This is a genomic window from Actinomycetospora endophytica (genome assembly GCF_021026375.1).
GTDB classification, from domain to species: domain Bacteria; phylum Actinomycetota; class Actinomycetes; order Mycobacteriales; family Pseudonocardiaceae; genus Actinomycetospora; species Actinomycetospora endophytica.
In genome coordinates, this window is record NZ_JAJNDB010000004.1 from 423,721 (window position 1) to 449,142 (window position 25,422).

A 25,422-nucleotide genomic window follows, 5' to 3' on the forward strand; every position below is an offset into this window, starting at 1 on the left:
CGCGTTCCCGAAGGTGACCCGAACGTCGGGAGGAGGTCCGGGTCATCTAGTCGCGGCCGTGAACCGACGGAAATGCTACTCGGCATTCTCGCCGGAATCGCTGATTCCCTGCCGATAGGTCCGGCGCTGGATTCCGACTGGCTCACCATCGGGCCCTGTGAGCGTCTCTGTCGTGCTGAATGCGCCGTCGAGCACTACCGGCGCCATCTCGAGCGCTGGGCTGTCTGCGTCGCTCTCAGGGCCGGGAACAATGTCACGGGGGACCCGGTTCGCTCTCGCCCATTGAATCGCGTCGATGGGATTCGGAAACTCTGGACTGCTCGCCATGAATCCAACTTTCTGCGTTGCGGACCCAATTACCTCGGAGCTGCTCCCGAGCCCATTTCTCGACCAGGTACCGGCGCACCCGACCCGAACCGCATTCCAGCTCGGTCAATTGGCCCGGCCGCCGACGCGGTAGTGAATAGCTCACACCCGTAAGCATGCCCAACCGGAACGACACTTCCGGGCGAGCCGTCCCTAACGGAACGACACTTCCGATTGGGTATCGCCCGGCCGCTGATATATTCGGTCACGGCATCCCGCTCGATTACGCAGGGTGTGCCCGGCTCCGGTTCCCGGGTTGGCAATCAGGTGCGCCGGGCCCGATCGGTTTCCCTGTGCGCACCGCCCGAAGGGAGCGAAGGGGGCGGGCCTCATGAATCCGCTCCCTTCGCTCCCTTCGCGCTCCCTTCGGGGGTCGAAAGTGCGGGGTCGGTCCAGTGCCAGCCACCGGACATGCCGACTTTTTCGGCGACGAGTCCGAGCCGCTTCTTCGCGCGTTTGACCTGATCGCGGCTGTATCCGAGTTGTCCAGCGGCGCCAAAAGCGTCCTTTGCTGCCACTGTCCCGGCCCGGTCGGCGATCACCCCAGACAGCCACATCTCCACTTCCCGGCGTTCGTCGTATTCGTCATCGGAACGGTTCAGGAGATCAGCGGCGCGATGCGGTGACGCCTCGCCCCACACAACGCGGGCGGCGTCGGTGCCGGTGTCTCCGTCGAGTCGGTATTTCAGGCTGTCCGGTTCCGATCCTCCAATATTGAGTTTTACGCACGCGAGGACGCGGCCGGTGTCGTCGTCGGGATCGGCGCCGACGACGTATCCGGCGCGTGCGGCGCCGACGATTCCGATAGAGCCGCCGCCCCGATACATCGGCGAGGACCCCGAACCGCCTTTGTTCAGGTGACGGAGGAGAAGAACCGTGGCGCCGGTATCGTCGGCGATTTCTGCGACTCCATGGAGAACGGAGCGGACGTCCTGGTCGCTATTTGCGTCCCGCCCAGCCGGTAGATAGGCCATGAGTACGTCGACGACGAGAAGTCGCGCGCCAGTGTCCTCGATAGCGCTTCGAATGATTCCAGTATCGGCGAGAGTGACGGGTCGGGTGACGGTTCCGTGGTCGGCGCTCGTTTTTACGGCGGTGAGTGCGTGAATGCGGGACGGGTCGGCGCCCGCTGCGTCCAGCCGGGGCCGCATCGTGTCGGCCAATCCGTCCTCTGCGCTGAGAATCAGCGTGTCGCCTTCCGGGCACTGTGCGCCGTCGGGCCAAGGCCGTCCCCTAGATAGGTGCGCGGCAATCGTGAGCGCGATGGTGGATTTCCCGAGTCCGGGGTCTCCGTCGAGAGTGACGAGTTTCCCGGCGGGAATGCGGCCGTTCCAGAGCCACGTGACCGGTTCGGCGATGACGCTGTCGAGTCGGACGATCAGCGGCAGCGGGCCTCTCGCGGTGACTTCTTCCCGCTCCGAAGGGAGCGCCGAAGGGAGCGAAGGGAGCGCGTTTTGCGGGCCTGCTCCCTTCGCTCCCTTCGGGCGGCCGGATCGTCCACTGGTCGCCTGTCGGGAGGCTGCCTCGGCCGGTTCGTCGGGGACCGTCTCGGCCTGCTCCGCGCGCCGCTGCGCGTACTGGCGGGTCAGCCGCTCGCTGACTTCCCGGCCGCGCTGCGTGTCGGGCCGCCGGGCCGTCATGCGCGCCACCGCCGTAGTGCCCTCTGGCGGGCGGTCTCGCGGCCCGTGGCGCCATTCTGGGGTGAGGACACCGGCGAGGGTGTGCGCGGCCCGGAGGGGATCTCCCAGGGGCCGGGGGTGAACGGGACGGGGGCGCCGCTGTGGTCGCGCAGCACCGACGCGGCGTCGCGGTATGTGAACCGGGGCCCTTCGGTGAGTCGCCACGACTGTCGGGGCGGGTCGAGAGGCTCACGGCGCCCGTCGGCGAGCGGAGAGCATCGCCACGACGCGGTCCGACGCGTCCGAAGCGGATTCGGGTTCCCGGTAATCTCGCGGTCGATCGGAGCGGCGTGGTGGCGGCATTCGGTCGGAGGGGCGACCCGAGTAGCGGCGGGCCGCCCCTCTGCATTTCTCGGGTTCATTCGGGGTTCTCCAGTCGCGTCCGGACCCGGTCCATGACGCCGCGAATGACGCGGACTTGCTGCTCGGTCAAAGGCGGGGCGTTATCGAGCAGCTCACGAAATCGGGGATTCGCCCGCACCATCTCGACCCCTCGTCGGAGACGGTCCAATTCAGGGTCGACGGGCGTGGGCTGGTTTTCGTCGCCGACGGGATCGTGGTCGCCGCGACTCACCGGACGTGGCTCGTCGCGTCGTATGAACCGATGATTTCGCGGGCCGCGTCGTCCAACTCGTCGTCAGACATCGGACGCGAATGGCGCATCACTCCGGCGCCGTACTCGCGGAATCGGTCGACGAATTCCCGATCGAATTCGCTCGGGTGCACGGCGAGAGCGGCGGCCAGGTAGTAGATGAATCGGTCGGACGGAATCGAGATGCCGTTCTCCCATGACTTGACGGCGTGGGTGGTGCAGCCGATTCGCGCGGCCAATTCGGCGCGGGTGAAGTTTTGTCCGTCGCGCAGCCCGCGGACCCATTCCCCCGAAAAGCGTTTCTCCATTGGTGTTATCTCCATCGGCAAATCGATATCGCGGGAATTGGCTTCCCGGTGACCGATAGGAGATTACAAGAATGCCCGTCGAGTCACGCAGGCTCGAAATCGGCAGTGGCTGTGTACTTGAGAGGGTCCTAGGGCGCGATTCTGGTGCAACAAGGAAACGGCCGGGGTGACACGTGAAGTGCCACCCCGGCCGTGATGTCTCGTCGGCGAGCGGAGAGCGGTATCCGGCGAGCGGTAGCTCAGTCCTCGGCGGTCCGCCACTCCACACGCACTCGGTCCGCCGGGTCCGCCCCGCCGGGCCGTCCCTGTCCAGGGCCCACTGGCAGGATCGTCACTCTCGCCGCCGCGTCCAATACGGTGCGCCGTTCCGTCGTGTCGGCGCCCGCCCACCACACCTCGAATCCGGGTCCCGCGTTTTCGGTGAGAAGCGTCGGAAGGTGTCGGGGGCGGGCCGCTGCCTGCGCGTCGGCCATTCGCTTCTCCCAGCCTTCGCGGAATGCCGCGAAGTCAGCGAACGTGACTGCGCCCGCACTGGCACCGGCCCGCCATTGCGCTAGCTCCGCGTCGAGATCGGCCACCTTCGCAGCCGCATCCGTTTGAGCGTCGGTGCGGTCGTTGCGCGAAAGACGAATGACTGCGTCCGGCGACGACAGCCGCGCGATAAGCAGGCTTTCGACAATGGTGTCCGCCTGCTCCTGACCGATGCTCGCCTTATGGCACGCCCGGCACGAATAGCGCGGCGAACGGTCGGGGCGCGGAGTCGATTTCATCCGGCCGTCGCAACCGTCACGGCCGCACCGGTAAATGCCCGATCCCAGGTGAGCTGTCCGGGTGCCGTTGCGGTGCTTATCGCGCTCGGGGTCGCCGTATAGCGCGACGATCCGGTCGTGGTCCTCGGCGGAAATGATCGGGTCCCAGGTTGCCCGGACATCGGTGGCCTCGCCGCGAAACAGGCGCAGCCCGGCGATGGCGGGATTCCTCGCGGCACGCGACACCCCGACGCCGTTCCATTGCGCGCCTTTAGCGGTCGGCACCCCGCGTCGGTTCAAGTCATCGGCGATTGCCTTCGCGGCGTCACCGGCGAGCAGTCGGGCGACGATCTCGCGGACGATCGGCGCCGTTTCCGGGTCTTCCACCCGGTCCACCGTGCGGCCCCGGTCATCGCGCACAATCCGATACCCGTAGGGCACTGCGCCGTGAGGGGCGCCCTGATTCGCGCGGGAACTCACCGAACGCTGCACCTTCTCGGAAATGTCGGCGGAGAGTTTCGCGGCGAGCAGGCCGTCGAGGCCGATATAGAACGAGCCGTCCGCAGTGGCGGGGTCCCGCAATTGACCGCCATAACCGATCTTCACTCCCTGCGCGGTACAGGCTGCCTTCAGAGCGGCGGTGACCTTATCGTCGCGACCGGCGCGCGAGTAGTCCCAAACGAGCAGGGCACGGACCCCGCCGCGCTCGATATGCGCAGTGGCTTCCTTCCACCCCGGGCGTTCCTTGCCCTTCGCGTACTTGGACGCGCTGATCCCGTCGTCGCGGCATTCGGCGACGACGGGCCACCCCTCTCGGTCTGCCCACGCGCGCAGATCACGGAGCTGGTCGTCAACGCTCTTGGACTGCTCGCCGCTGCGCTCCGACGACACCCGGCCGTAGATGACGACCGGGTGCCGTGGCGGGGTGGCGCTGCCCCGTCCTCGCGGGGCCGGGACGGCCGTGGACAGGGCGGTGGTGGGGTGGGTGGTGGCCTCGCGGGTGATCGTCACCCCGTGAGTCTAGAGAGAGCAGATGCCATAGCCACCGAAAGTGCTCACGAGCGCGGAGCGCACCTATCGGGCGGAACCGGTGACCGCGAACGGCACCGACGATGCGGGGGCGCTCGCCGCCCGGGCCGCCTCGGATCCCGCGGCCGGGGTCCACAGTCCGCGCCGCCCGAGCTCGGCCAGCGGGCCCTCGCCGACCCAGTAGGCCTCCTCGAGGTGCGGGTGGCCGGACAGCACGAACTCGGAGATGCCGAGGGCGTGGTACTCCGCGATGCGGTCGGCGACCTCGGCGTGGCTCCCGACGAGCGCCGTGCCCGCCCCGCCGCGCACCAGCCCGACGCCCGCCCAGAGGTTGGGGGAGACCTCGAGATCGGCGGCGGTCTTCGTGCCGCCGGAGTGCAGCGAGCGCATCCGCTGCTGCCCGACCGACTCGCTCTTCGACAGCCCGGCCTGCACCTGCTCGATCATCTCGCTCGGGACGCCGCGCAGCAGCTCCTCGGCCTGGGCCCAGGCGGCGTCGGCGGTGTCGCGGGTGATCACGTGCAGCCGGATGCCGAAGCGGACCTCGCGGCCCCGGGCCGTGGCCAGCTTCTGGATCCACTCGATCTTCTCCGCGACCTGCGCCGGCGGCTCGCCCCAGGTGAGGTAGACGTCGACGTGCTTGGACGCCACGTCGCCCGCGGCCGGGGAGGACCCGCCGAAGTAGATCGGCGGCACCGGGTCCGGCACCCGCTGCAGCTGTGCGCCCTCGACGTGGACCTGCTCGCCGTCGAGCGTGACCTGCTCGCCCGCCCACAGCCGACGGACGACGTCGAGGAACTCCCCGGTGCGGGTGTAGCGCTGGTCCTTGTCGAGGAAGTCGCCGTAGGCGCGCTGCTCGGTGGGCTCGCCGCCGGTGACGACGTTGACGAGCAGCCGTCCGCCGGAGTGCCGCTGGAACGTGGCGCCCATCTGCGCGGCCAGGGTGGGGGAGACCCCGCCGGGGCGGAACGCGACGAGGAACTTCAGCCGTTCGCTCTCGGCGGCCAGCATCGCCGTCGTCAACCAGGCGTCCTCGCACCAGGCGCCGGTCGGCGTGAGGGCGCCCTCGAACCCGACCGTCTCGGCGGCCCGGGCGATCTGGGCGAGGTAGCCGATCGAGGCCTCGCGCGGGGTCCCGGCGGCCCGGGCGTCCATGCCGTGCCCGCCGCCGACGAGTCCGCGGGAGTCGCCGTAGGTGGGCAGGAACCAGTGTGCGGTGAGCGGCGGGGTGCCACCGCCTCCCGGAGTTCCGGTCGCGTCGTGGGCAGGCGTGATCGTGGGCGTGGCCATGGTGGCGGGGTCCTTCGGACGGCGTCGGGCAGGGACGGGTCAGGGCCGACAGCCGATCGAGGTGACGCGCAGCAGGTCGACGTGGCGGCGGCGCGTGAGCAGGCGGCCGACGTCGACGGGGGTCATCGTGCCGATCCTCCGTCGCCCCGGCGCGATCGACAACCGGGCGGGAGCCGGGTCACGTCGCGCTGCCGGGGCCTATCTGGTCTGGACAAGCCCGCCGGAGTCTTTTATCCGCGCTCGCCATCGGCGGAGAAAGTGATCCAGGGCACTGTGACGTGGGCAACGCGGAGGCAGCGGGGGCGGCGCGACGACGGGCCCGTGCTCCGCGCACCGGGAACGTTCGAGGAGGAACTCCATGGCCGACGTCCTCGCCGAGGGCTACAACGTCTTCGACACGAAGAAGTCCCCGTCGGGGACCGTGAAGTACCTGGCCTCGCCGGCCGACGTGATCGGGCTGATCCAGTCGGGCAAGCTCGGCGAGCACATCCTGCTGGTCCGCGGCGGGACGACGACCTTCCTCGCGCCGGCGCTCTCGATGGGCGCGATCGGCGTGATCACGATGTCCGGGGCGCCGGAATCCCACCTCGGCATCCTCTCCCGCGAGTTCCAGACGCCGTGCGTGATGACCGCGCACCTGACCGGCAGCGACTCCCGCTACGTCGTCGGCTCCACCGACGAGTCGCACTTCGAGGAGATCGCGCGCGAGCTCGACGGCAAGAAGGTCCGCCTGGACTGCACCGACGACGAGGTCGGCCGTGTGGTCGCGCTCTGACGAGACCCGACAGCCGACCACCCCGAGCCAGGAGGAACGCACAGCATGACGACCACCGAGGGCAAGCGCGCGAATTTCCGGCAGCGCTACGAGCAGTCCGACGACGGCCTGCGGTTCCAGGACCTCACCTACACCGGCAACTTCATCGGCATGGACCCCGTCACCGACGGAATCCTCGGCGACAAGATGATGAAGTCGCGCGCCAAGAGCGGGGTGCTGGAGCGGGTCACGAAGGAGGACGTCCTCCGCGACCACTTCACGATCGACGAGCTGAACGACCTCAACAACTATCTCGCCTGGAACATCTGGGACGTGCTCGTCATGCGGGCCACCGAGGGCGTCTCGGGCATGATCCCCCGCCAGGAGTACGAGATCCTGGCGTTCATGCACGAGTTCTACCGGTGGCCGGAGCTCATGGCGATGACCACCGAGGCCGTCGGCGGCGCCCAGGGGATCATGGACATCGGCGCGTCGGCCCGCCGCGAGATCGGCACCAAGGTCAACGCGGTGCACGACTGGTGCATCGGCGCGGTCGGCTTCGGCATGGGCCGGTGCGGCCTGCTCGCCCTCGAGGTGATCAAGCCCGACGAGTACGTCGAGGAGTCCAACGAGATCCTCAAGTTCATGCAGCGCGTGCTGTGGGGCAAGCGCCAGGACGGCTACATCCTCAACTCCCAGGACCGCTACCGCTGCCGCATCCACGACCAGGACTTCCTCGACTCGATCGTCAACCAGGTCGAGCCGCTGGAGCCGGACAGCCCGCAGCACGGCGCGTTCACGCAGTTCAACGCGGCCGCCGAGCTCCTCGCGTTCCTCGACCACTACGACTGCCGGCTCGGCCTCGGCGACACCGGCCCCTACGAGCTGCCCGACGGCAAGCTGCTGATCCTGCGGGACCTCTTCGTCAACGAGGAGGTCTTCCACTGGAGCGACGTCTGCGAGGACGCCAAGCTGCCGCACGTCTACACGCTCGCGCTCACCCTCGACCCGGAACTCATGAGCCTGGAGGAGATTCGGGTCAACGACATCTCCACGACGTTCACCCGGCCGAAGAACTACCTGCAGGCCGTCGTCGGCGGGGCGGTGTTCGCGCGCGAGAAGTGGGACACGCCGATGGGCGAGGTCTACAACATCCCGATCAAGGACCTGGGTGACCACCTCGGGCGGGTGCAGCAGGCGACGCTGAAGCTGTACACGAAGACGTCGAAGATGTGCCGCCGCGACCTCATCTGGAACGGCCAGTACGTCTACTACATCGACATGATCCTTCCGCACATGCGCAAGGCCGGGACGTACGAGAAGGCGTGCCGGGACTACGACCTGTGGGAGATCGACCAGCGGGTCGCGAACTACTACTACGACATCACCAAGCGGGGATTCGCCCAGGAGACGGTGCCGTCGAAGATCTTCTCGGGTGCGGGCTACCTGCCCTTCCCGGACGGGATCAGCGCGACCCGCTCGAAGTACCGCTGGCTGTAGGTGCGCTGCGCGCTCGTGAGCAGTGATCCGTGTCCTGGCACGGATCACTGCTCACGAGCCGACCGGAGGGAGGCACATCTTGACCGTCACGACCCTGGCCAAGCCCGACTACGACGTGCTGAACGTGCTGGCCCTCAAGAAGATGGCGGGTGCCCCGGCGATCGCGGCGGTCGTCGACCTGTCGGCCGAGGACGTCTCGGCGCGGTTGGACGCCCTCGCGGCGGGCGGCTTCGCCGTCGTCGCCGGCGGGGCCGCCCTGCCCACCGACTCCGCCGAGCCGGCCCTCGCGGCCACCGCGTCCGAGATCTACGCCCCGGTGCGGACCGACGCGGACCTGCTCGGGCTCGTCGAGCAGTTCGAGAAGACCAACGCCCAGCTCCTGACGACGATGTCCGCCTGGCAGCAGGTCGACGTCGGCGGGCGCAAGGTCGCGAACGACCACACCGACGCCGAGTACGACGAGAAGATCATCAGCCGGCTGGAGCGTCTCGTGGGCCGGCTCGACGGGCTCATCGACGCGCTGGCCCGGCACGACCCGCGGTTCGCCACCTACGCGACGCGCTTCGGCGCCGCCCTCGAGGGCATCGACGGCGGTGACCACGACCTCGTCTCCTCGCCGACCGGGGACTCGATCCACACGGTCTGGTTCGAGTTCCACGAGGATCTGCTGCGCACCCTGGGCCGGGAGCGGGCCGAGTGAGCGCACCCGGCTGGACCCGGGCGTTCACCGACGACGGGGCCGTCGACGTCGAGGTCCTCGGCGGCAAGGGCGCGGGCCTGGTTCGCATGACCCGCGACGGGCTGCGGGTCCCTCCTGGCTGCGTCATCACGACCGCCGCGTGCCACGTCTACCTCTCCGCGCGGGCGCTGCCCGACGGCCTGCTCGACGAGGTGCGGGGCCGGCTCTCCGACGTCGAGGCGGCGACCGGCAAGACCTTCGGGGCCGGCCCGGAACCGCTGCTGCTCTCGGTGCGCTCCGGTGCCCCGGTCTCGATGCCCGGGATGATGGACACCGTCCTGAACCTCGGACTCTCCCGCGACGCCGCGATCGCGCTGGCGGTCCGGGCGGGTGACACCCGCTTCATGGCCGACCTCGTCGCGCGCTTCCACGCGATGTACTCCGAGATCGTGCTCGGGGCGCTCGACGACCGGGACACCGTCGATGCGCTCGTGAACGGTGTCAATCGCGACGACGACCCCGCGGCCGTCTACGACCGGGTGTGGGCCGCCGCCGAGGCCGCGCTCGACGAGGAGCTCTCCGAGAGCGTCCCGGCCGACCCCGACGACCAGCTCCGCCACGCCGTCGAGGCCGTGTTCCGGTCCTGGAACACCCGCCGGGCGCGCACCTACCGGGAGCACCACGGCATCCCGCACGACATGGGCACCGCGGTCGTCGTGCAGTCCATGGTCTTCGGCAACCTCGACGACGCGTCCGGCTCCGGCGTCGTCTTCACGCGCAACCCGGTCACCGGCGAGCCGGGCCTCTACGGGGAGTACCTCGCGCACAGTCAGGGCGAGGACGTCGTCGCCGGGATCCGGACCCCGGACCCGGTGGCCCGCGCCCTGCCGGCGCCGCTGCTCGCCGAGCTGGAGGGCTCGTGCGCCGAGCTCGAGGCGCGGCACGGCGACGTGCTCGACGTCGAGTTCACCGTCGAGCACGGCGTCCTCTACTTCCTGCAGGTCCGCAGCGCCAAGCGCACCCCCGAGGCCGCGGTGCGCATCGCCGCCGACCTGCTCGCCGACGGCACCGCGACCCCCGCCCGCGCCCTCTCGCTCGTCACCGGGGATCAGCTCCGGGCGGCGCAGCGTCCCGGGTTCGACGACGAGGCCCTGTCGGCGGCCCGTGCCGCGGGCCGCGTCCTGCTGACCGGGATCGGGGCCTGCCCCGGCCAGGTGTGCGGCGAGCTGGTCCTCGACCCCGACCGCGCCAAGGAACGCGCCGAGGCCGGAGCCGCCGTGATCCTCGCCCGTGCGGTGACCAGCCCCGCGGACCTGCACGGGATGATCGCCGCCGAGGGGATCGTGACCTCCACCGGCGGGTCGACCAGTCATGCGGCGGTCGTCGCGCGCGCCCTCGGGACGGCCTGCGTGGTCGGCGCGGGGGCGCTGGAGATCGACGCGGCGGCGCGGGTGGTGCGGGTGGGCGAGCGGGTGCTGTCCGAGGGCGACCCCGTCTCGCTCGACGGCGCCTCGGGCGAGCTGGTCGCCGGGACGCTGCCCACGACGACGCCGGCCGCCGCCAACGAGGCGATGGACGCCCTGTTGGCCGCTGCTGCCGACGCCGCGGGCTGCGAGGTGCTCGCGCGCGTCACCGTCCCGCCGGACGTGGTCGCCGCCCGGGCCGCGGGCGCCACCGGCGTCGTCACCGCCGTCGACGACGTCCTCGCCGCGTCCGGCGACCTCAACCACCTCGTCGAGACCCTGCTCGAGAAGGGCTGGGACGGAGTCGGGGCCGGGACCGCGCTCGACGAGGTCCGCCGGGCGATCGCCCGGCAGGTGTCCGGCCTGCTCGCGGCGGCCGGTGATCACGACGTCGACGTGCGCGCCATCGACCTGCTCGCCGACGAGGCCCGCGAGCTGCTGCAACAGACCGCCGTGACGACCCGGCACCCCGAGCTCGCGCTGCCGCTCGGCGTCCCCGCCCTGATCGCAGCCCAGCGCGAAGGGCTCGCACTCGCTGCGTCCGAGGCCGGGTACGGCGGCCGGATGCGGCTCGCGGTCCGGCACGTGTCGGACCCGGCGGAGGTCCGGGCGCTGCAGTCGCTCGACGGCGACGGGCCGGGGATGGGCACCTACCTGACCAGCCCGCGGGCGGTGCTGGGCGCCGAGGCGCTGGTCGAGCTCAGCGAGGTGGTGTGGCTCGAGGTCCGGGCGCTGCAGGCGGCGATGTTCGGCATCCCGGCCCGGCAGTTCCTCACCGCTGCGCCCCTCGACGACTACGTCGCCCGCGGACTGCTCGGCATCGACCCCCGGCACGCGATCGACCCGACCGTGGAGCCGCTGCTCGCGGTGCTCAGCGAGGCCGGCCGGGCGCATCCGGAGGTCCCGGTGGGGGTGCGGCTGTCCGGCACGGTCTCGGATCGCGTTGCGTCGCGGTTGTACGAGCTCGGGTTCCGGCGGTTCGCGGTCGATCTTCCCGAGGTGCGGCCGTTGATCCTCGGTCTGGGGCGCGCGGCTCTGGCGGGATGAGGTACGCCGGAGCGGCCCTGATCATGAGCACAACAGGCGACGGCGAAGACTGGTGATCATGCGCCCTGCGCCCCTCGCGCGGTCATGGGTCTCCGCGGCACGAACCGCTGCGGCGCAACCGAGTCACGGTGGCTCGGTTGCAGCACCAGCGACCGCCTCGCTCGCCCGGTGAACGCCCCGACCAGCGCGGCACTCGCGGCGTCCTCACCGTCCGCTCCCCGACCTCCCCCGGGGACGAACGACTCGTTCGTGGCCATAGAAGCCACGAACGAGTCGTTCGTCCCGATCAGTGAGGCGCCAGCTCGGTGAGCAGCGCGGGGAAGCGGTCGAGCAGCCCGGCGTCGAGTCCGCGGGCGAGCGCCCAACCGCGCGCCCCGCCGTAGCGTTCGTCCAGGGCCTCGAGCACGCCGCGGACCGTGCCCTCGTGCGCCTGGTAGAGCTCGGGCGCCACCGCGGCCATGTGCGCGGCGTAGCGCGGCCAGGTCCCGAACCGCGCCATCACCGCGGCCATGTTCGGGCCGCTGGCCAGATAGTCGGCCACGATCGCCTCGCGGTCCACACCGGCCAGAGCCAGGAGCAGGGTGACGACGAGCCCGGTGCGGTCCTTGCCCGCGGCGCAATGCACCACCGTGGGTCGGCCCGCGAACGCCGCGGCGGCCCGCACGACCGACCCGAGCACGGAGGTCGGCGCCTCGAGGTGCATCAGCGAGAACAGCAGCGCCTGGCGGTCGGCGGGCTCGTCGTTCGGCGCCGCTTCACGCAGCGGCGCGTTGAGGTAGGTGACGTCGCGCCCGACCAGCGGACCGCGACCCTGCTCGACCGCCTCCGCCCCGACCCGCAGGTCGATGACGATCTCGAGCCCGAGCCGGTCGACGAGCACCGCGACGTCGTCGTCGGTGAGCGCCTGGAGGGTGTCGCTGCGGAAGAGCACCCCGTGGCACATCCGGCGGCCCTGGCTGGCGGGCAGGCCACCGAGGTCGCGGAAGTTCAGCGCGCCGACGACGGTGTCAGGCACGGCAGATCCGGCGCATCGCCTCGAGGAGCTCGTCGGACGCGGCGGAGCGGTGCCCGTTCGAGGACGGCGGCACGGTGACGTTCGAGGACGCTCCCGCCAGTCCGGCCACTGCCTCGCGCCGCCGTCGTCGCCGTCGTTCGCCCGGACCCTCCGGAGCGAGTGGCGCCGTCCGCTCACCTGACGTCAGCGATGTGCCATCGCTGACACCGGGGCTGGAGCACCCGCACGAGCACGGGCCCGCTTCGACCTCGACCGCGGACGCCACCCCGGGGATCGCGCACGCCCCCGTCGGCTCACGCGCCGCCTCGTCGCCCAGCAGGTGCGAGAGGACCTCCTGCGGCCACAGCGCGACGAACTCGGCGCCCGCCTCGGTCAGTTCCGCGGCCGAGTGCATCCCCCAAGCCACGCCGACGACGCGCACCCCGACCTCCGTCGCGTCGCGGACGTCTCCCGCGGTGTCGGTGACGAGCACGGTGGTGCCCGCGTCGGGACGCGTCGCCTCGCCGGCCTCGTCGTAGTCGGCGGAGCACCGCCGGCCGTACCCGCTGCCGGGCTCGGCGAGGTAGGTCCGCAGCGCCGTCCGCTTGTCCGGCGCGACGTCGCCGCCGAAGACGTGCGCGAAGCAGTACGCCAGCCCGTTGTCGACGAGCACGCGGCGCAGCACCTCCATCGCGTTCGACGACATCACCGCGAGCGTGCACTCCGAGGCCAGCCGCCGGACCACGGCCTGCATCCCCGGGACCAGGGGCGGGGAGTACGACGAGCGCAGCGCCGCCAGGAAGTCGTCGGTCGCCGCCCGGGCCTGCGCCTCGTCCGAGCACAGCCCGCGGATCGAGGTGAAGACGTTGCCGCGGAACAGGTCGAAGTACTGCCCCGGGGTGTCGACCCCGAGCCCGTGCCGGCGGCTGATCGGCTCGAAGACCTCCCACGACGCGACGCGGGTCTGCACCAGCGTGCCGTCGAGGTCGAACACGACCGCGCGAACCGGGGCGGGGCTCATGCGCGCGAGAAGACCTCACCGAGCTCGCCGAGCCCGATGAAGTCCATGCACTCGCCGAACCCGACCCGGCCGCCGTCGCCCTCCGTCCACCGCAGCAGCACGTTGTGCCCGACGACGCCGGGCTGCGACTGCCACGGGAACGTCGTCAGGGCCTCCCCGCTCACCGCGACGGTCCGTGACCCGGCGCTGACCTCGATCGAGATCCGCTGCGGGTAGAGCCCGGAGCGCTGCGTCACCCCCTGCCCGCCCGAGAGCCCCTGGACCGTGCCGTTCTCCACCAGGTACCCGTGCGTGAGCCGCAGCGGGGACTCGCCGTCGGGACCGTTCGACGTGTCGAAGTCGAACAGGCCGTGCACGACGAGGTCCTCCCTGAAGTGCGCGTGCATCCACGACAGCCGCGAGGTCTGCCGCTCGGCGCGCACACCCCAGCTGTGGTCCATCGTCGCGACGCAGTCGATCGGGAGGGTGCGCCCGCGGACCGACACCTCACCCTCGTAGTGCCCGGACTGGTCGAAGTGCCCGGCGTAGGCGTGGCCCCAGGTCTTGGCCATGTCGCGGTCGGCGGCGAGGGGGTCCTGGTCGGGGTCGTTGATGTCGTAGGCGGGCATGATCGCCGTGTAGCGGAAGTGGATCCCGACGCCGGCCGCCGGGTCGGAGTAGTCGACGTCCCAGACCTGGTTCGGCTTCGAGCACACGACCTTCAGCCCGTTGGGCAGCTCGTAGTCGACGAGGCTCGCAGGGGCGGGCATGTTCTGCGCGTCCCAGTACTCCGCCGCCCACGGCTCCCGCACCCGCCGGGAGTTGATCGAGACCGTCGAGCCGACCATCCCGATCGGCTTGCGGAAGAGCCCGTAGAGCCCGATGTTGACCGGCCGCTCGGTGTCCTGGCCGGCGTAGAGGCCGAAGTAGTTGGTCTCGGCCCAGAGCGGGTCGTCGGTGGTCGGCGGGTGGAACTGCGCGTCCTCGTCGCGGATCACCGTGATCTCCTCCAACGGCGGGTGTGGCTCGGATCACCATGAGGGTCCGGGACCCCGACGGACCGAGCCAGTGCACCTGCGGACAGCGGAACCGGGCGACGTTGTCCGTCCGGGATAGCGCCTCGCTGCTCCTCACCGCCCTACCGTCCGCTGCGACGGCGAGACCTGGATCACAGGAGGCAGCGATGCAGCTCGGTCGGGTGCTGGGCCAGGTGGTGGCGACCGTCCGCTCGCCCGGCTTCGACAACGTCTCGCTGCTGCTCGTCCAGGACACCACCGACGACGACGACGGAGACGGGGCGACCTGCGTCGCGGTCGACCTCGTCGGGGCGGGCGACGGCGACGTCGTGCTGATGACGACCGGGAGCGCGGCGCGCGTGGCTGCCGGCGCCGCCACGCCGACCGACCGGGCCGTCGTCGCCATCGCCGACTCGGTCATCCGCCACGGAACCGTCACCTACCGCACGGCGTGAGGCCGGGCGCGACCACGGGAGGACTCTCATGACAACCACGGCGACGGCGACGACCGGCGCGTCGACCAACGGCGCGGTCCCGATGCGGGGAGCGCTGGGCCTCATCGAGACGAGGGGCCTGGTCGGGGCCATCGAGGCGGCCGACGCGATGGTCAAGGCCGCGAACGTGCAGGTCCTCGGGCACCGCGAGATCGGCGGCGGCCTGGTGACCGTCATGGTCCGCGGCGACGTCGGCGCGGTGAAGGCCGCGACGGACGCCGGCGCGGTCGCGGCGGGCAAGGCCGGCGAGGTGGTCTCCGTCCACGTCATCCCGCGCCCGCACGACGAGACCGAGGGCATCCTCGCGATCCTCGCCCGCCCGAAGGCGTAACCGATGACCACGACCCTGGACCGGGGGTCGCCGGGGACGTGGGACGACGATCTCGCGGGCCTCGCCGACGTCCGGCGCAAGGCCCGTGCGGCGCGGGAGGCCGTCCGCGCCCTCGAGGGGGCCGACCAGGAGACCCTGGACGGCTACGTGCGGGCGATGGCGCGCGCCGGGACGAAGGCCGCGGAGGAGCTCGCGCGCCTCGCCGTCGACGAGACCGGCTACGGCGTCTACGAGCACAAGATCTACAAGAACCGCTACAACACCGGGTTCGTCGCGCGCTGGATGCTCGAGCGCCGGGCGGTCGGGGTGCTCTGGACCGACGAGGCCGCCCGGGTCACCGCGATCGGCAGCCCGATGGGGGTGATCGCCGGGATCATCCCGGTCACCAACCCGACCTCGACGGCGCTGTTCAAGAGCCTCGCCGCGGTGAAGTCCGGCAACGCGGTGGTCCACGCGCCGCACCCGCGGGCGGCCCGCTGCACGGCGCGGGCCGCGGAGGTCATGGCCGAGGCCGCGGCCGCGGCGGGCGCGCCGGAGGGCCTGATCTCCTGCCTGGACTCGCCGACCCTCGCGGCCACCGCCGAGCTGATGAGCCGCGAGGAGATCGCGCTGGTCCTCGCCACCGGCGGACCCGGCATGGTCCGCGCGGCCTACTCCAGCGGCAAGCCGACCATCGCCGTCGGCGCCGGCAACGTCCCGGCCTACGTCGGCGCCAGCGTGGCGGACCCGGCCGAGGCCGCCGAAATGATCATCACGTCGAAGGCCTTCGACAACGGAACGGCCTGTGTCGCCGAGCAGTCGGTGGTCGTCGCCGACGCCGTCGCGGACGATTTCCTGCGCGCGTTCGCCGAGCGTGGCGCGCACTGGATGGACGCGGCCCAGCAGCAGGCCCTCACTACGGTGCTCTTCGACGAGCGCGGCGCGCTGCGGCCGGCGTCGGTCGGGCAGAGCGCCCGGCGGCTGGCCGAGCTGGCCGGGTTCACCGTCCCCGACGCCACCCGGGTCCTCGCCGCCGAGCTCGACACCGTCAGCCCCGGCGTCCCGCTGTCCCGGGAGATCCTCGGCCCGGTCCTGTCGGTCTACCGGGCCCGCGACCCGAAGGCCGGCCTCGCCCGCTGCCGGGAGATCCTGGCGCTCGGCGGCGAGGGCCACACGGTCGCCGTCCACGCGGCCGACCCCGACGAACTGGCGCCGTTCGCGGCGCTGCCGGCCGGACGCATCGTCGTGAACACGCCCGCGCTGTTCGGCGGGATGGGCTACTCGACCGAGGTCGACCCGTCCTTCCAGCTGGGCACCGGCACCTGGAGCGGCTCGATCTGCTCGGACAACGTCACGCCCCTGCACCTGATCAACATCAAACGAGTCGCCCACGAGGTCCGGCCATGGCGCAGCGTCTACGACAGCGTCGAGGTCTAGCGCCCGTGGCGGCCCCCGACGACGGGTGGGCCGCGGCCCACGCGCTGCTCGCCGAGGCCGCCTCCCGCCGCGACGACCCGATCCTGACGCCGCCGTCCCGCCCCCGGGTGGGCGTCGATCTCGGAACCGCGAGCTGCGTGCTGGTCGTGCTGGATGACGACCGCCCGGTGTGGGTCGAGTCGGCGGGCTCCGGGGCCCTGCACGACGGCGTCGTCGTCGACTTCGCCCGCGCCGTCGCGACCGTGCGGTCACTGCGGTCCCGCGCCGAGGACGCGCTGGGGGTGCCGCTGACCCGGGCGGCCACGGCGTACCCGCCGTGCATCCCGGTCGCCGACGCCCGGGCCTGCACCTATGTCTGCGAGGCCGCCGGGTTCGACGAGGTCGCCCTCGTCGACGAGGTCAGCGCGGCGCAGCGGACGCTCGAGATCTCCGACGGCGTCGTCGTCGACGTCGGGGGCGGGTCCACCGGGATCGGGGTGTTCCGCGGCGGCGAGCTGGTGCGCCTCGACGACCGCCCCGGCGGCGGGCACCACCTCGACCTGGTGCTGGCCGGCGCGCTGGGGATCACCGTCGAAGAGGCGGAGCGGACCAAGCGCGAACGGCCCGCCGACGCGCTGCCCATCCTCGTGCCCGGCCTGCACCGCATCGCGGAGTCGGTCCGCGCCATGACCGCCGGCACCGACGACGAGCTCCCGCTGCACCTGGCGGGTGGCGCCCTGATGATCCCGCGCGCCGGCGACGTGCTGGCGTCCTACCTGCAGAGGACCGTCGTGACCCATCCGCACGCCCTGCTCGTCACCCCGGTCGGGATCGCGAGGTCGTGCCCCGAAGAAGGGACGACACAGTGAGCACCCCCAGCCTCCGCACCTACGCCTTCATCGACCGGATGCAGCCGCAGTGCGCCGCCCACATCGCCGCGACCAGCCCGGGCGACGTCCCGCTGGCCGGGATGGCCGAGCTCTACATCGAGATGGCCCCCGGCAACGAGGTGTTCCGCGCGGCCGACATCGCGCTCAAGGCCGCCGGGGTCCGTCCCGCGCTGCAGATCATCGAGCGCGAGTACGGGCTCCTCGAGATCCACTCCGAGCAGCAGGCCGAGGTCCTCGCCTCCGGGCAGGCCGTGCTCGACGAGCTGGGCCTGCTCGAGACCGACCGGATCCGCCCGACGATCGCGTCGACGCAGTTCATCACCAACGTCCACCCGTACCAGGCGCAGCTGCTCAACAAGTGGCGCAAGGGCAGCATGCTGCTGCCGGGCCAGAGCCTGTTCGTCATGGAGGTCGCGCCGGCCGCGTACATCTCGATCGCCGCGAACGAGGCCGAGAAGGCCGCGTCGATCACCGTCATCGAGCTGCGCGCCGTCGGCCGGTTCGGCCGGATGTTCCTGTCCGGCACCGAGAGCGAGGTCGCCTCCGCGCGGGACGCGGCCGTCGCCGCTCTCGAGGAGCTCAAGGGGCAGGAGGCGCGATGAGCGTCTGGGGCACGGAGGACGTCGAGGCGGCGGCGCAGCGGGGCGCGACGCTGCGCGTGGGCCCCGGCGACGTCGTCACCCCGCTCGCCCGGGAGCGCGCCGCCGAGCTCGGCGTGACGATCGGCGAGGCCGACGCGGCCGACCGGCCCCACCCGCCGTCGTCGGGGACCACCGACCGACCCACCCCGACCCGGACCTCCGCGACGACGGCGGGTGCGCGGCGGAACGGGCACGGGGCACCGCCCCCGTCGCCGACGAGCCCGGTGCCGCCGCTCCCCAGCGGCACCGGCGGGCCCGTCCGCAGCATGCACCCGCCGTCGGGGGCGCTCTTCCGGCGCGGCGCTCCGTTGCCCGCGGACCTGACCCGGCACGACGACGGCCCGACCGGCCGCGTGGTGGTCGTCGGCGCCGGGCAGGTCGGGATGATCGCGGCGATGCGGCTGGCCGACGCCGACGCGTTCGACGAGGTCGTGCTGGTCGACATCGACGAGGGCCGCGCCGCCGGGATCGCGCTCGACCTGACCCACACCGCCGCGCTGTCGGACTTCGCCACCCGGATCCGCGGGGTCGGCACCGTCGAGGAGGCGGGCGCCGCGGACTACGTCGTGATCACCGCGGGCCGGCCGCGCACGCCCGGGATGAGCCGCGCCGACCTGGTCGGCACGAACGCCGCGATCGTCGGCGACGTGGCCCGGCGCGTGGCCGCGACCTCGCCGCAGGCGGTCCTCGTCGTCGTCACCAACCCGCTCGACGAGATGACCCAGCACGCGTGGGTCTCCGCGGGTTTCCCGTCGGACCGGGTGATCGGCATGGCCGGGGTGCTCGACACCGTGCGCTTCCGGGCACTGATCGCGCTGGAATCCACCGGCCGGGCCGGTGCCGTCGACGCGATCGCCCTCGGCAGCCACGGCGAGGAGATGGTCATCCCGCTCTCGCGTGTGCGCGTCGGGGGCCGGCCCGTCGCCGAGGTGGTGCCGCCGGCGCGGGTGAACGCCGTCGTCGACCGGGCCCGCGGGTCGGGCGCGGAGGTCGTGGGGCTGCTGCGCAGCGGCAGCGCGTTCCTGGCGCCGGGCATGTCCGCGGCGCGGATGGTGCTGGCGATGGCCCGCGAGACCGGCGAGGTGATGTCCGCGGCGGTGCTCGCCGACGGCAGCTACGGCATCCGGGACGTCTACCTGGGCCTGCCGGTCCGGCTCGCGAAGCACGGTCTGCGCGAGATCGTCCGCCTCGACCTGGCGCCCGAGGAGCTCGCCGCGCTGCGCGAGGCGGGGGAGCGGATCCGGGAGCGGCTCGGCTCGATGGCGCGGGCGTCCTGACGTGCGGGCCGTCGTGCACGCCGGGAACGGACGCGTCCGGGTGGAGGACGTCGCCGATCCCCGCCTCTGCGCGGCCACCGACGCGATCGTGCGGGTGCGCCGCGCGGCGGTCTGCGGCACCGACCTGCACGTCCTCGCCCATTCCGACGCCGTGCCCCGCGGGTTCGTGCTCGGCCACGAGTTCGTCGGCGAGGTGGTCGAGCGCGGTGACCAGGTGCGGGCGCACCAGCTCGGCGACGTCGTGATCGGCGCCGACTACACCGCCTGCGGGCACTGCTGGTGGTGCCGGCAGGGCGATCACTGGCAGTGCGCCGAGCGTCGGTTCTTCGGCACCGGGTCGCTGTTCGGGGAACCGCTGGCCGGCGCGCAGGCGGAGCTGGTCCGCGTGCCGCACGCCGACACCGTGCTGGTCGGGCTGCCGGCGGGGATCGGGCTCGACAGCGCGGTGCTGCTCGGGGACACCGTCGCGACCGGCTACGCGGCGCTCCGGCGCGCGACGCTGGCCCCGGGGGAGACCGTCGCCGTGCTCGGCGGTGGACCGGTCGGGCAGGTCACCAGCCTCGTCGCGCAGGCGTGCGGCGCCGGAGTGGTCGTCGTGGTGGAGCCGGTCGCCGGCCGCCGGGAGGTGGCGGCCCGGGAGGGCGCGCTCACCGCTGCCCCCGAGGAGGCTCGATCCGTCGTCGACGGCGTGACCGACGGACGCGGTGCGGACGTCGTCGTCGACGCGGTCGGGGGCAGCCGGGGGCTCGCGCTGGCGCTGGATCTGGTGCGACGACGGGGCCGGGTCGCCTCGGTCGGGGTGCCGGAGGAGACGGTCGAGCTGCCCGCCGCGCGGGTGTTCACCGAGGAGCTGGGGTTCTCGTTCGCGGTCGGGGACGTCATGCGTGACGCGGGCGCGCTGCTGGCACTCGTCCGGGCCGGGACGCTCGATCCGAGCGCGATCGCGACCGACGAGATCGGGATCGAGGAGGCCGCGGAGGCGTATCGACGCATGACCGAACGCCTTACGCTCAAGACGCTGATCCGGCTCTAGGGGATCGGTAGGTGGAGGTGGGCCCATGGAGCCGGTCGGCGTCGACGCGGCACCGGCGCTGGTGCCTGCCCCGCGGGTGGGGTGTCCCGTGCAGGATCTGCTGACGACGGTCCCGGACGACCCGTCGGGTGCCGCCACCGCCGTCGAGCGGGCCGCCTCGGAGATCGTCGGCGGGCCGGTGTCGGTGCGGACCGACGGGCTGGCCGACGGGCCGCGGTGCGTGCGCTCCGGGCCGGTCGGGCTGACGTGGACGCTCGAGTGCCCGCGGGTCCCGGCGGAGCGGCGGCTGCTCCTCGAGCAGGCGTGCGTCTGGCTGCGGCTGGTGCTCGAGCGCGACCGCGCCGCCACCGCGATCGACGACGCCGCCGAGGAGACGACGATCGTCACCGACGTCGTCGAGGCGCTGCTCTCGGTGCACGACGTCGACCAGCTGCTGCTGTCCATCGCCGACCGCACGCTCGGCCTGCTCGACGCCGACATCTGCGGGGTGCTGCTGCGCGAGGGCGAGGAGGTCCGGATGCGCTCCTGCGTCGGGCACCGCGTCATCGACACCGCGCGCCTGCGGATGCGCCGCGGGCAGGGCGTGGCCGGGCTGGTGTTCGAGACCGGGAAGCCCGCGAAGGTCGACCGCTACGTCGAGGACCGCACGATCAGCCGGGACTTCGTCGGGCTCGCCGAGCGCGAGCAGACCGAGTCGGCCCTCGCCGTGCCGCTCGAGCTGCCCGGCGAGTTCCTCGGGGTCCTCGAGGTCTGGCGCCGGCGCCCCTCGGTGTTCTCCGAGCAGGACGTGCGCCGCATGGTCACGCTCGCGAACTTCGCGACGATCGCGCTGCGCAGCGCCCGGCTGCACGACGAACAGGTCCGCGCCAACGCGGGTCTGGAGAAGGCCCACGCCGCGCTCAAGCACCAGGTCGGCGTCCTCGGGCGGACCGCCGAGCTGCAGCAGGCCCTGCTCACGACGGTGCTGGAAGGGGGCGGGCTCCCCGCGGTGGCGCGCCAGGTGGCCGCGCACCTGCAGTGCCGGGTGGGCATCTACGACGCCGCCGGGACCCGGCTCGCCGTGCACGGCGGCGACGGCCTGCCGGACACCCTGTCCACGCGGTCGCGATCCGGGCGCTCGCTGCGCCGGGTGACCGGACTGCCGACGGCCGCCCGGCTGCAGCCGGTGTACGCCGACGGCGACGAGATCGGCTGCGTCTGCCTGCTGCCCGGCAGCGGCGGCGAGAGCTCGGGCGAGGAGATGCTCGACGCGGTGGCCGCGCAGGTCGCGATGGCGTGCTCGCTGACGCTGCTGCGCGAGCGCGTGGCGAGCCGGGCGCGTCGCGAGGCGCTGAACGAGGTGCTCTGGGACCTCCTCCAGGGGCCGCCCGAGCACCGGGTCGCGGCGCGGGCGCGGGCGCAGCAGATGGGGGTCACGCTCGGGTCCCGGCTCCGGGTGCTGCACGGGCACCTCGAGAACGTCGAGGAGCTGGCGTCGGCGCACGGGTGGGACACCTCGCGCACCGACCGCCTGCGCCGCGACGTCGTCCGGGCGTTGCGGGACCGGGAGGACGGGCCGCGTCTCGCCCTCGTCGGGCGCCGGGGCGACCTCGTCGTCGCCGTCGCCGAGTCGCTCGACGCGGCCGGCGCGCGGTCGCTCGTCCACGACATCGTGGCGTCGTGTCGCGCGGAGGCGCCGGGGCTGCGGTCGTCGTGGGGAGTCAGCCGCCCGCACGACGACGCCGAGGCCCTGCCGAACGCGTTCAACGAGGCCAAGACGGCGCTGTCCGCGTCGCACCGGCTCGGCGGCGACAACGTCTTCCTCTACGAGGAGCTCGGCGTCGTGCGGCTGTTGCTCGGGTCCGGCTCCGACCCGGACCTGCAGACCTTCATCGAGGACGTCACCGGCCCGCTGGTGGCCTACGACCGCGACAACGACGGCTCGCTCGTCCGGACCCTGCGCGCGTTCTTCGACGCCGACTGCTCGCAGCGCGCGGCGGCCGAGAAGCTCTTCGTGCACCACAAGACGCTGCGCTACCGGCTCGAGCGCATCAAGCAGCTCACCGGGCTGGACCTGTCCCGCCACGACGACCGGATGCGGGCGGACGTGGCGCTGCGGCTGCTGCAGCTCAACGGGGAGTAGGTGCGCTGCGCGCTGGTGAGCAGTAATTGACGCCTGGGCATCAATTGCTGCTCACAAGGCCGAAGGCCACCTACCGGATGTGCGAGACCGCGGCGTCGACGATGCCCTCGGTGTCGGCGTGCGGCCGCGGGATGACGTGCGAGGCGTAGAGCTCCCCGACGGCGGCCGCGGCCACCTTGCCGGCGTCGACGGCGGCCGTCACCGCGCCCACATCGCCGCGGACGAGCACCGACACCTGGCCGTTGCGCAGCGTCCGGTAGCCCTCGACCTCGACCGCCGCGGACTTGACCATCGCGTCGGCCGCCTCGATCGCGCCGACCAGCCCCCGGGTCTCGACCATCCCGAGCGCGCTCCGTCCCGGCTGGGTCATCGGGGCCTCCCTGCGGCGTGTCGTCCTCGCCGAGCGTGTCAGGAGACCCCGCGCGGTGACCACGACCCGCACGGACAATCCGGGCCCGCCTCCGTTGTCCCGGCGGTCACCCCGGCGGTCCGGACGCGGATCACCGGATGGGGCCCGGAGCATCGTTGTCGCGGCAACAACATGGCGTGTATCAAGGCGGAATGGCGAGCCTGATCGACAGCGGCCGTGCGACGGTGCCCCGGTGAGCGTCTCGGTCGAGCGGGGGACCGGGATGGTCGTCCACGGTCGGGAGCTGCGGCGCGACCGCGCCCTGATCATGGCGATCGTCAACCGGACCCCGGACTCGTTCTACGACAACGGCGCCACGTGGGAGCTCGGGGCGGCGCACGCCGCGATCGAGCACGCCGTGGCGGCGGGCGCGGACGTCGTGGACCTCGGGGGAGTCCCCGCGAGCCCGGGACCGGTCGTGACGGTCGCCGAGGAGATCGATCGCGTCCGACCGACCGTGGTGTGGGCCCGGGAGCGGTTCCCCGACCTCACGCTCTCGATCGACACCTACCGGGCGGAGGCCGCCGAGGCGCTCCTCGCCGTCGGCGCCGATCTGGTCAACGACAGCTGGGCCGGCTGGGACGAGGAGATCCTCCCCGTCACGGCGCGCTACGGCGCCGGGTACGTGGCCGCCCACACCGGTGGGCTCACCCCGCGGACCGACCCGGTCCGTCCCCGCTACACGGACGTGATGGCCGACGTCATCGCGGACACCACGGCGCTCGCCGACCGGGCGGTGGCCGCCGGCGTCCCGGCCGAGGGCATCCTGCTGGACCCGACGATCGACTTCGGGAAGAACACCCTGCACAGCCTCGAGGTGCTGCGGAACCTGCCGCGCCTCGTCGCGACGGGGTGGCCGGTGCTGCTGGCGATGTCGAACAAGGGCGTGGTGGGCGAGACCCTCGACGTCCCGCTCGACGGCCGGCTGACCGGGACGCTCGCCGCGACGGCGCTGGCGGTCTCGCAGGGCGTCGCGATGGTCCGGGCGCACCAGGTCGAGGAGACCCGTCAGACGGTGGAGATGGTCGCGAGCGTCGCCGGGCATCGCCCGCCCGCGGCCGCGCGACGGTGGATGGACTGATGGACCAGGTCTGGCCGCTCCCGGCCCGGCCGATCGACGAGGACGCGCTCGAGGAGCTCTACCGCTACCCGGCCGAGGACGACGGCAGGTGGGTGGCGGTCAACTTCGTCAGCTCGCTCGACGGCGGGATCGAGATCGAGGGCCGCAGCCGCGGGCTCTCGACCCCGGCCGACCGTCGGGTCTTCGCGCTCGCCCACGACCTCGCCGATGTCGTCCTGCTGGGCTCGGGGACCGCGCTCGCCGAGGACTACCCCGGGCTGCGTCCGGACGAGCGGACCGCCGACCGGCGCCGCCGCCACGGGCTCGGTGAGGTGGCCCCGCTCGCCGTCGTGACCTCCGGGACGTTCCCCGCGGACGCGACGAGCATCGTCGACGCCCTCGTCCCGACGATCGTCATCACCAGCGCCGCCGCCCCCGCGGAACAGCAGAAGGCCTGGCAGGAGGCGGGCGCGCGGGTGCTGATCGCCGGTGAGGAGTCCGTCGACCTGCCGCGCGCGGTCGCCCGGCTCGCCGACGACGGGTACCGCCGGATCGACTGCGAGGGCGGACCCGGCCTCGTCGGGACCCTGCTGGCCGACGACCTCGTCGACGAGGTGCGGCTGTCCGTCGCGCCGATGGCCGTCGCGGGCCGGGCCGGGCGCGTGGCGTCCAGCGCCGATCCGCTCGACGAGCCGCGCGGGTTCGCCGTCGCCTCGCTGCTGGTCGACGACGGCACCCTGCTCGTGCGCTACGTGCGCGAACGGTTCGCGTAGAGCCGGGTCGGGGTCACGAAGACGGCCGCGCGACGCTCCCGCGCCATGACGGCGTCGTACTCGTCCCAGTTGTCGTGCGATCCGCCGGCCGCGACGAAGATGTCCCGGAGCAGCTGCGGGATCGACGCGGGGTCGACGCCGGGCAGTGGATCGTCGGGCCCGGCGATCTCGACCGTCCCCTCGAGGGTGGCCCAGCGCCAGCCGGAGCGGGCGGTGATCGTCGTCCAGGGCCGGCGGCGCAGGTTCGCCAGCTTCGCGCGGCCGTAGGTGACGTAGGCGAACACCTCCTCCCCGGTCACGGGGTGGCGGATCGGGCCCCCGTTGACGAGCGAGGACTGGATCGACCCGTCGGCGCGGGAGGTGGCGACGACGACGAGGCCCTGCTCCGGCGCGCTGAGCGCGGTCAGGTCGGACAGCTGCATGACACCAGTCTGCGCGCCCCGGCCCCCGCCGGCCGCGTCTCAGGTTGACACTCGCGCCCACTCCCGACCGATGTCGTATCTGTCACAGTCGAGGAATCCGGACGCGACG

Annotated in this window: 23 protein-coding genes; 14 read left to right on the forward strand and 9 right to left on the reverse strand. The window is 72.5% G+C overall.

The genetic code is table 11. The annotated features are described in order from the left end of the window. Nucleotides 1-695: 695 nt before the first annotated feature. The 4 genes from LQ327_RS20205 to LQ327_RS20220 form a co-directional block, all read right to left on the reverse strand. Nucleotides 696-2,006: an AAA family ATPase gene (locus LQ327_RS20205; protein WP_230737526.1), complete on the reverse strand. Its 1,311-nt coding sequence runs from the start codon at nucleotides 2,004-2,006 to the stop codon at nucleotides 696-698. A 609-nt stretch (nucleotides 2,007-2,615) separates the two neighbouring features. After that, nucleotides 2,616-2,945 (reverse strand): helix-turn-helix domain-containing protein, encoded by a 330-nt coding sequence (locus tag LQ327_RS20210; RefSeq protein WP_230737028.1) that lies wholly within the window; start codon nucleotides 2,943-2,945, stop codon nucleotides 2,616-2,618. A gap of 239 nt (nucleotides 2,946-3,184) precedes the next feature. Next, nucleotides 3,185-4,705: a recombinase family protein gene (locus tag LQ327_RS20215; protein ID WP_230737030.1), complete on the reverse strand. Its 1,521-nt coding sequence runs from the start codon at nucleotides 4,703-4,705 to the stop codon at nucleotides 3,185-3,187. Between the two features lie 63 nt (nucleotides 4,706-4,768). Next, nucleotides 4,769-6,013, reverse strand: a complete 1,245-nt coding sequence (locus LQ327_RS20220; RefSeq protein WP_230737033.1) for an LLM class flavin-dependent oxidoreductase — start codon at nucleotides 6,011-6,013, stop codon at nucleotides 4,769-4,771. Nucleotides 6,014-6,371: 358 nt separating this feature from the next. Between LQ327_RS20220 and LQ327_RS20225 the strand changes: the two genes are divergently transcribed. From LQ327_RS20225 to LQ327_RS20240, 4 genes are all read left to right on the forward strand, one after another. Further along, nucleotides 6,372-6,788 (forward strand): PEP-utilizing enzyme, encoded by a 417-nt coding sequence (locus tag LQ327_RS20225; RefSeq protein ID WP_230737035.1) that lies wholly within the window; start codon nucleotides 6,372-6,374, stop codon nucleotides 6,786-6,788. Between the two features lie 45 nt (nucleotides 6,789-6,833). Continuing rightward, nucleotides 6,834-8,267 carry a hypothetical protein gene (locus tag LQ327_RS20230; protein WP_230737037.1) on the forward strand — a complete coding sequence of 478 codons (1,434 nt, stop codon included), beginning with the start codon at nucleotides 6,834-6,836 and terminating at the stop codon, nucleotides 8,265-8,267. Nucleotides 8,268-8,346: 79 nt separating this feature from the next. Further along, nucleotides 8,347-8,967 carry a hypothetical protein gene (locus tag LQ327_RS20235; RefSeq protein ID WP_230737038.1) on the forward strand — a complete coding sequence of 207 codons (621 nt, stop codon included), beginning with the start codon at nucleotides 8,347-8,349 and terminating at the stop codon, nucleotides 8,965-8,967. Further along, nucleotides 8,964-11,456 (forward strand): pyruvate, phosphate dikinase, encoded by a 2,493-nt coding sequence (locus LQ327_RS20240; RefSeq protein ID WP_230737040.1) that lies wholly within the window; start codon nucleotides 8,964-8,966, stop codon nucleotides 11,454-11,456. The genes LQ327_RS20235 and LQ327_RS20240 overlap by 4 nt, the downstream gene beginning before the upstream one ends. A 286-nt stretch (nucleotides 11,457-11,742) precedes the next feature. On the opposite strand, the gene LQ327_RS20245 is transcribed toward LQ327_RS20240, so the two are convergent. From LQ327_RS20245 to LQ327_RS20255, 3 genes are read right to left on the reverse strand one after another with little or no spacing between them, the layout of a single operon-like run. Continuing rightward, nucleotides 11,743-12,471, reverse strand: coding sequence for a tyrosine-protein phosphatase (locus tag LQ327_RS20245; protein ID WP_230737043.1), 729 nt, complete (start codon nucleotides 12,469-12,471; stop codon nucleotides 11,743-11,745). After that, nucleotides 12,464-13,471 (reverse strand): HAD family hydrolase, encoded by a 1,008-nt coding sequence (locus LQ327_RS20250; RefSeq protein ID WP_230737045.1) that lies wholly within the window; start codon nucleotides 13,469-13,471, stop codon nucleotides 12,464-12,466. Before LQ327_RS20250 ends, LQ327_RS20245 begins: the two co-directional genes overlap by 8 nt. Continuing rightward, nucleotides 13,468-14,448 (reverse strand): DUF7064 domain-containing protein, encoded by a 981-nt coding sequence (locus tag LQ327_RS20255; protein ID WP_230737046.1) that lies wholly within the window; start codon nucleotides 14,446-14,448, stop codon nucleotides 13,468-13,470. Before LQ327_RS20255 ends, LQ327_RS20250 begins: the two co-directional genes overlap by 4 nt. A gap of 185 nt (nucleotides 14,449-14,633) precedes the next feature. Between LQ327_RS20255 and LQ327_RS20260 the strand changes: the two genes are divergently transcribed. The 8 genes from LQ327_RS20260 to LQ327_RS20295 are packed head-to-tail and all read left to right on the forward strand — an operon-like array spanning nucleotide 14,634 to nucleotide 22,649. Next, on the forward strand, nucleotides 14,634-14,921 hold the full coding sequence (locus tag LQ327_RS20260; protein WP_230737048.1) for a EutN/CcmL family microcompartment protein: 288 nt from the start codon (nucleotides 14,634-14,636) through the stop codon (nucleotides 14,919-14,921). Between the two features lie 28 nt (nucleotides 14,922-14,949). After that, on the forward strand, nucleotides 14,950-15,291 hold the full coding sequence (locus LQ327_RS20265) for a BMC domain-containing protein (RefSeq protein WP_443611918.1): 342 nt from the start codon (nucleotides 14,950-14,952) through the stop codon (nucleotides 15,289-15,291). 3 nt (nucleotides 15,292-15,294) lie between these two features. After that, a complete protein-coding gene (locus LQ327_RS20270; RefSeq protein ID WP_230737050.1) occupies nucleotides 15,295-16,707 on the forward strand; it encodes an aldehyde dehydrogenase family protein in 1,413 nt (470 codons plus the stop codon). A gap of 5 nt (nucleotides 16,708-16,712) precedes the next feature. Continuing rightward, nucleotides 16,713-17,555: an ethanolamine utilization protein EutJ gene (gene eutJ / locus LQ327_RS20275; protein WP_230737053.1), complete on the forward strand. Its 843-nt coding sequence runs from the start codon at nucleotides 16,713-16,715 to the stop codon at nucleotides 17,553-17,555. Further along, nucleotides 17,552-18,178 carry a hypothetical protein gene (locus LQ327_RS20280; protein ID WP_230737055.1) on the forward strand — a complete coding sequence of 209 codons (627 nt, stop codon included), beginning with the start codon at nucleotides 17,552-17,554 and terminating at the stop codon, nucleotides 18,176-18,178. The genes eutJ and LQ327_RS20280 overlap by 4 nt, the downstream gene beginning before the upstream one ends. Next, a complete protein-coding gene (locus LQ327_RS20285; RefSeq protein WP_230737058.1) occupies nucleotides 18,175-19,494 on the forward strand; it encodes a malate dehydrogenase in 1,320 nt (439 codons plus the stop codon). Before LQ327_RS20280 ends, LQ327_RS20285 begins: the two co-directional genes overlap by 4 nt. A 1-nt stretch (nucleotide 19,495) precedes the next feature. Continuing rightward, nucleotides 19,496-20,527: an alcohol dehydrogenase catalytic domain-containing protein gene (locus tag LQ327_RS34880; protein ID WP_230737060.1), complete on the forward strand. Its 1,032-nt coding sequence runs from the start codon at nucleotides 19,496-19,498 to the stop codon at nucleotides 20,525-20,527. A 25-nt stretch (nucleotides 20,528-20,552) separates the two neighbouring features. Continuing rightward, nucleotides 20,553-22,649, forward strand: coding sequence for a helix-turn-helix domain-containing protein (locus tag LQ327_RS20295; protein WP_230737062.1), 2,097 nt, complete (start codon nucleotides 20,553-20,555; stop codon nucleotides 22,647-22,649). A gap of 70 nt (nucleotides 22,650-22,719) precedes the next feature. Here LQ327_RS20295 and LQ327_RS20300 read toward each other — a convergent pair whose 3' ends face one another. After that, entirely contained in the window at nucleotides 22,720-23,019 is a 300-nt protein-coding gene (locus LQ327_RS20300; protein ID WP_230737064.1) for a BMC domain-containing protein, read from the reverse strand. A gap of 262 nt (nucleotides 23,020-23,281) precedes the next feature. On the opposite strand from LQ327_RS20300, the gene folP reads away from it, so the two are divergent. Then, nucleotides 23,282-24,139, forward strand: coding sequence for a dihydropteroate synthase (gene folP / locus LQ327_RS20305; protein ID WP_230737530.1), 858 nt, complete (start codon nucleotides 23,282-23,284; stop codon nucleotides 24,137-24,139). Next, nucleotides 24,139-24,891 carry a pyrimidine reductase family protein gene (locus tag LQ327_RS20310; protein ID WP_230737066.1) on the forward strand — a complete coding sequence of 251 codons (753 nt, stop codon included), beginning with the start codon at nucleotides 24,139-24,141 and terminating at the stop codon, nucleotides 24,889-24,891. Before folP ends, LQ327_RS20310 begins: the two co-directional genes overlap by 1 nt. On the opposite strand, the gene LQ327_RS20315 is transcribed toward LQ327_RS20310, so the two are convergent. Next, nucleotides 24,867-25,313 carry a TIGR03618 family F420-dependent PPOX class oxidoreductase gene (locus LQ327_RS20315; protein ID WP_230737069.1) on the reverse strand — a complete coding sequence of 149 codons (447 nt, stop codon included), beginning with the start codon at nucleotides 25,311-25,313 and terminating at the stop codon, nucleotides 24,867-24,869. The genes LQ327_RS20310 and LQ327_RS20315 overlap by 25 nt on opposite strands. Nucleotides 25,314-25,422 lie beyond the last annotated feature (109 nt).

Excerpts from the sequence above, each read along its gene's own strand:
- folP (WP_230737530.1), top strand. The coding sequence starts at position 23,282 with ATGGTCGTCCACGGTCGGGAGCTGCGGCGCGACCGCGCCCTGATCATG.
- LQ327_RS20205 (WP_230737526.1), bottom strand. The coding sequence starts at position 2,006 with ATGACGGCCCGGCGGCCCGACACGCAGCGCGGCCGGGAAGTCAGCGAG.
- LQ327_RS20225 (WP_230737035.1), top strand. The coding sequence starts at position 6,372 with ATGGCCGACGTCCTCGCCGAGGGCTACAACGTCTTCGACACGAAGAAG.
- LQ327_RS20250 (WP_230737045.1), bottom strand. The coding sequence starts at position 13,471 with ATGAGCCCCGCCCCGGTTCGCGCGGTCGTGTTCGACCTCGACGGCACG.
- LQ327_RS20265 (WP_443611918.1), top strand. The coding sequence starts at position 14,950 with ATGACAACCACGGCGACGGCGACGACCGGCGCGTCGACCAACGGCGCG.
- LQ327_RS20210 (WP_230737028.1), bottom strand. The coding sequence starts at position 2,945 with ATGGAGAAACGCTTTTCGGGGGAATGGGTCCGCGGGCTGCGCGACGGA.
- LQ327_RS20220 (WP_230737033.1), bottom strand. The coding sequence starts at position 6,013 with ATGGCCACGCCCACGATCACGCCTGCCCACGACGCGACCGGAACTCCG.
- LQ327_RS20295 (WP_230737062.1), top strand. The coding sequence starts at position 20,553 with ATGGAGCCGGTCGGCGTCGACGCGGCACCGGCGCTGGTGCCTGCCCCG.
- LQ327_RS20310 (WP_230737066.1), top strand. The coding sequence starts at position 24,139 with ATGGACCAGGTCTGGCCGCTCCCGGCCCGGCCGATCGACGAGGACGCG.
- LQ327_RS20300 (WP_230737064.1), bottom strand. The coding sequence starts at position 23,019 with ATGACCCAGCCGGGACGGAGCGCGCTCGGGATGGTCGAGACCCGGGGG.
- LQ327_RS20270 (WP_230737050.1), top strand. The coding sequence starts at position 15,295 with ATGACCACGACCCTGGACCGGGGGTCGCCGGGGACGTGGGACGACGAT.
- LQ327_RS20230 (WP_230737037.1), top strand. The coding sequence starts at position 6,834 with ATGACGACCACCGAGGGCAAGCGCGCGAATTTCCGGCAGCGCTACGAG.
- LQ327_RS20315 (WP_230737069.1), bottom strand. The coding sequence starts at position 25,313 with ATGCAGCTGTCCGACCTGACCGCGCTCAGCGCGCCGGAGCAGGGCCTC.
- LQ327_RS20260 (WP_230737048.1), top strand. The coding sequence starts at position 14,634 with ATGCAGCTCGGTCGGGTGCTGGGCCAGGTGGTGGCGACCGTCCGCTCG.
- LQ327_RS20285 (WP_230737058.1), top strand. The coding sequence starts at position 18,175 with ATGAGCGTCTGGGGCACGGAGGACGTCGAGGCGGCGGCGCAGCGGGGC.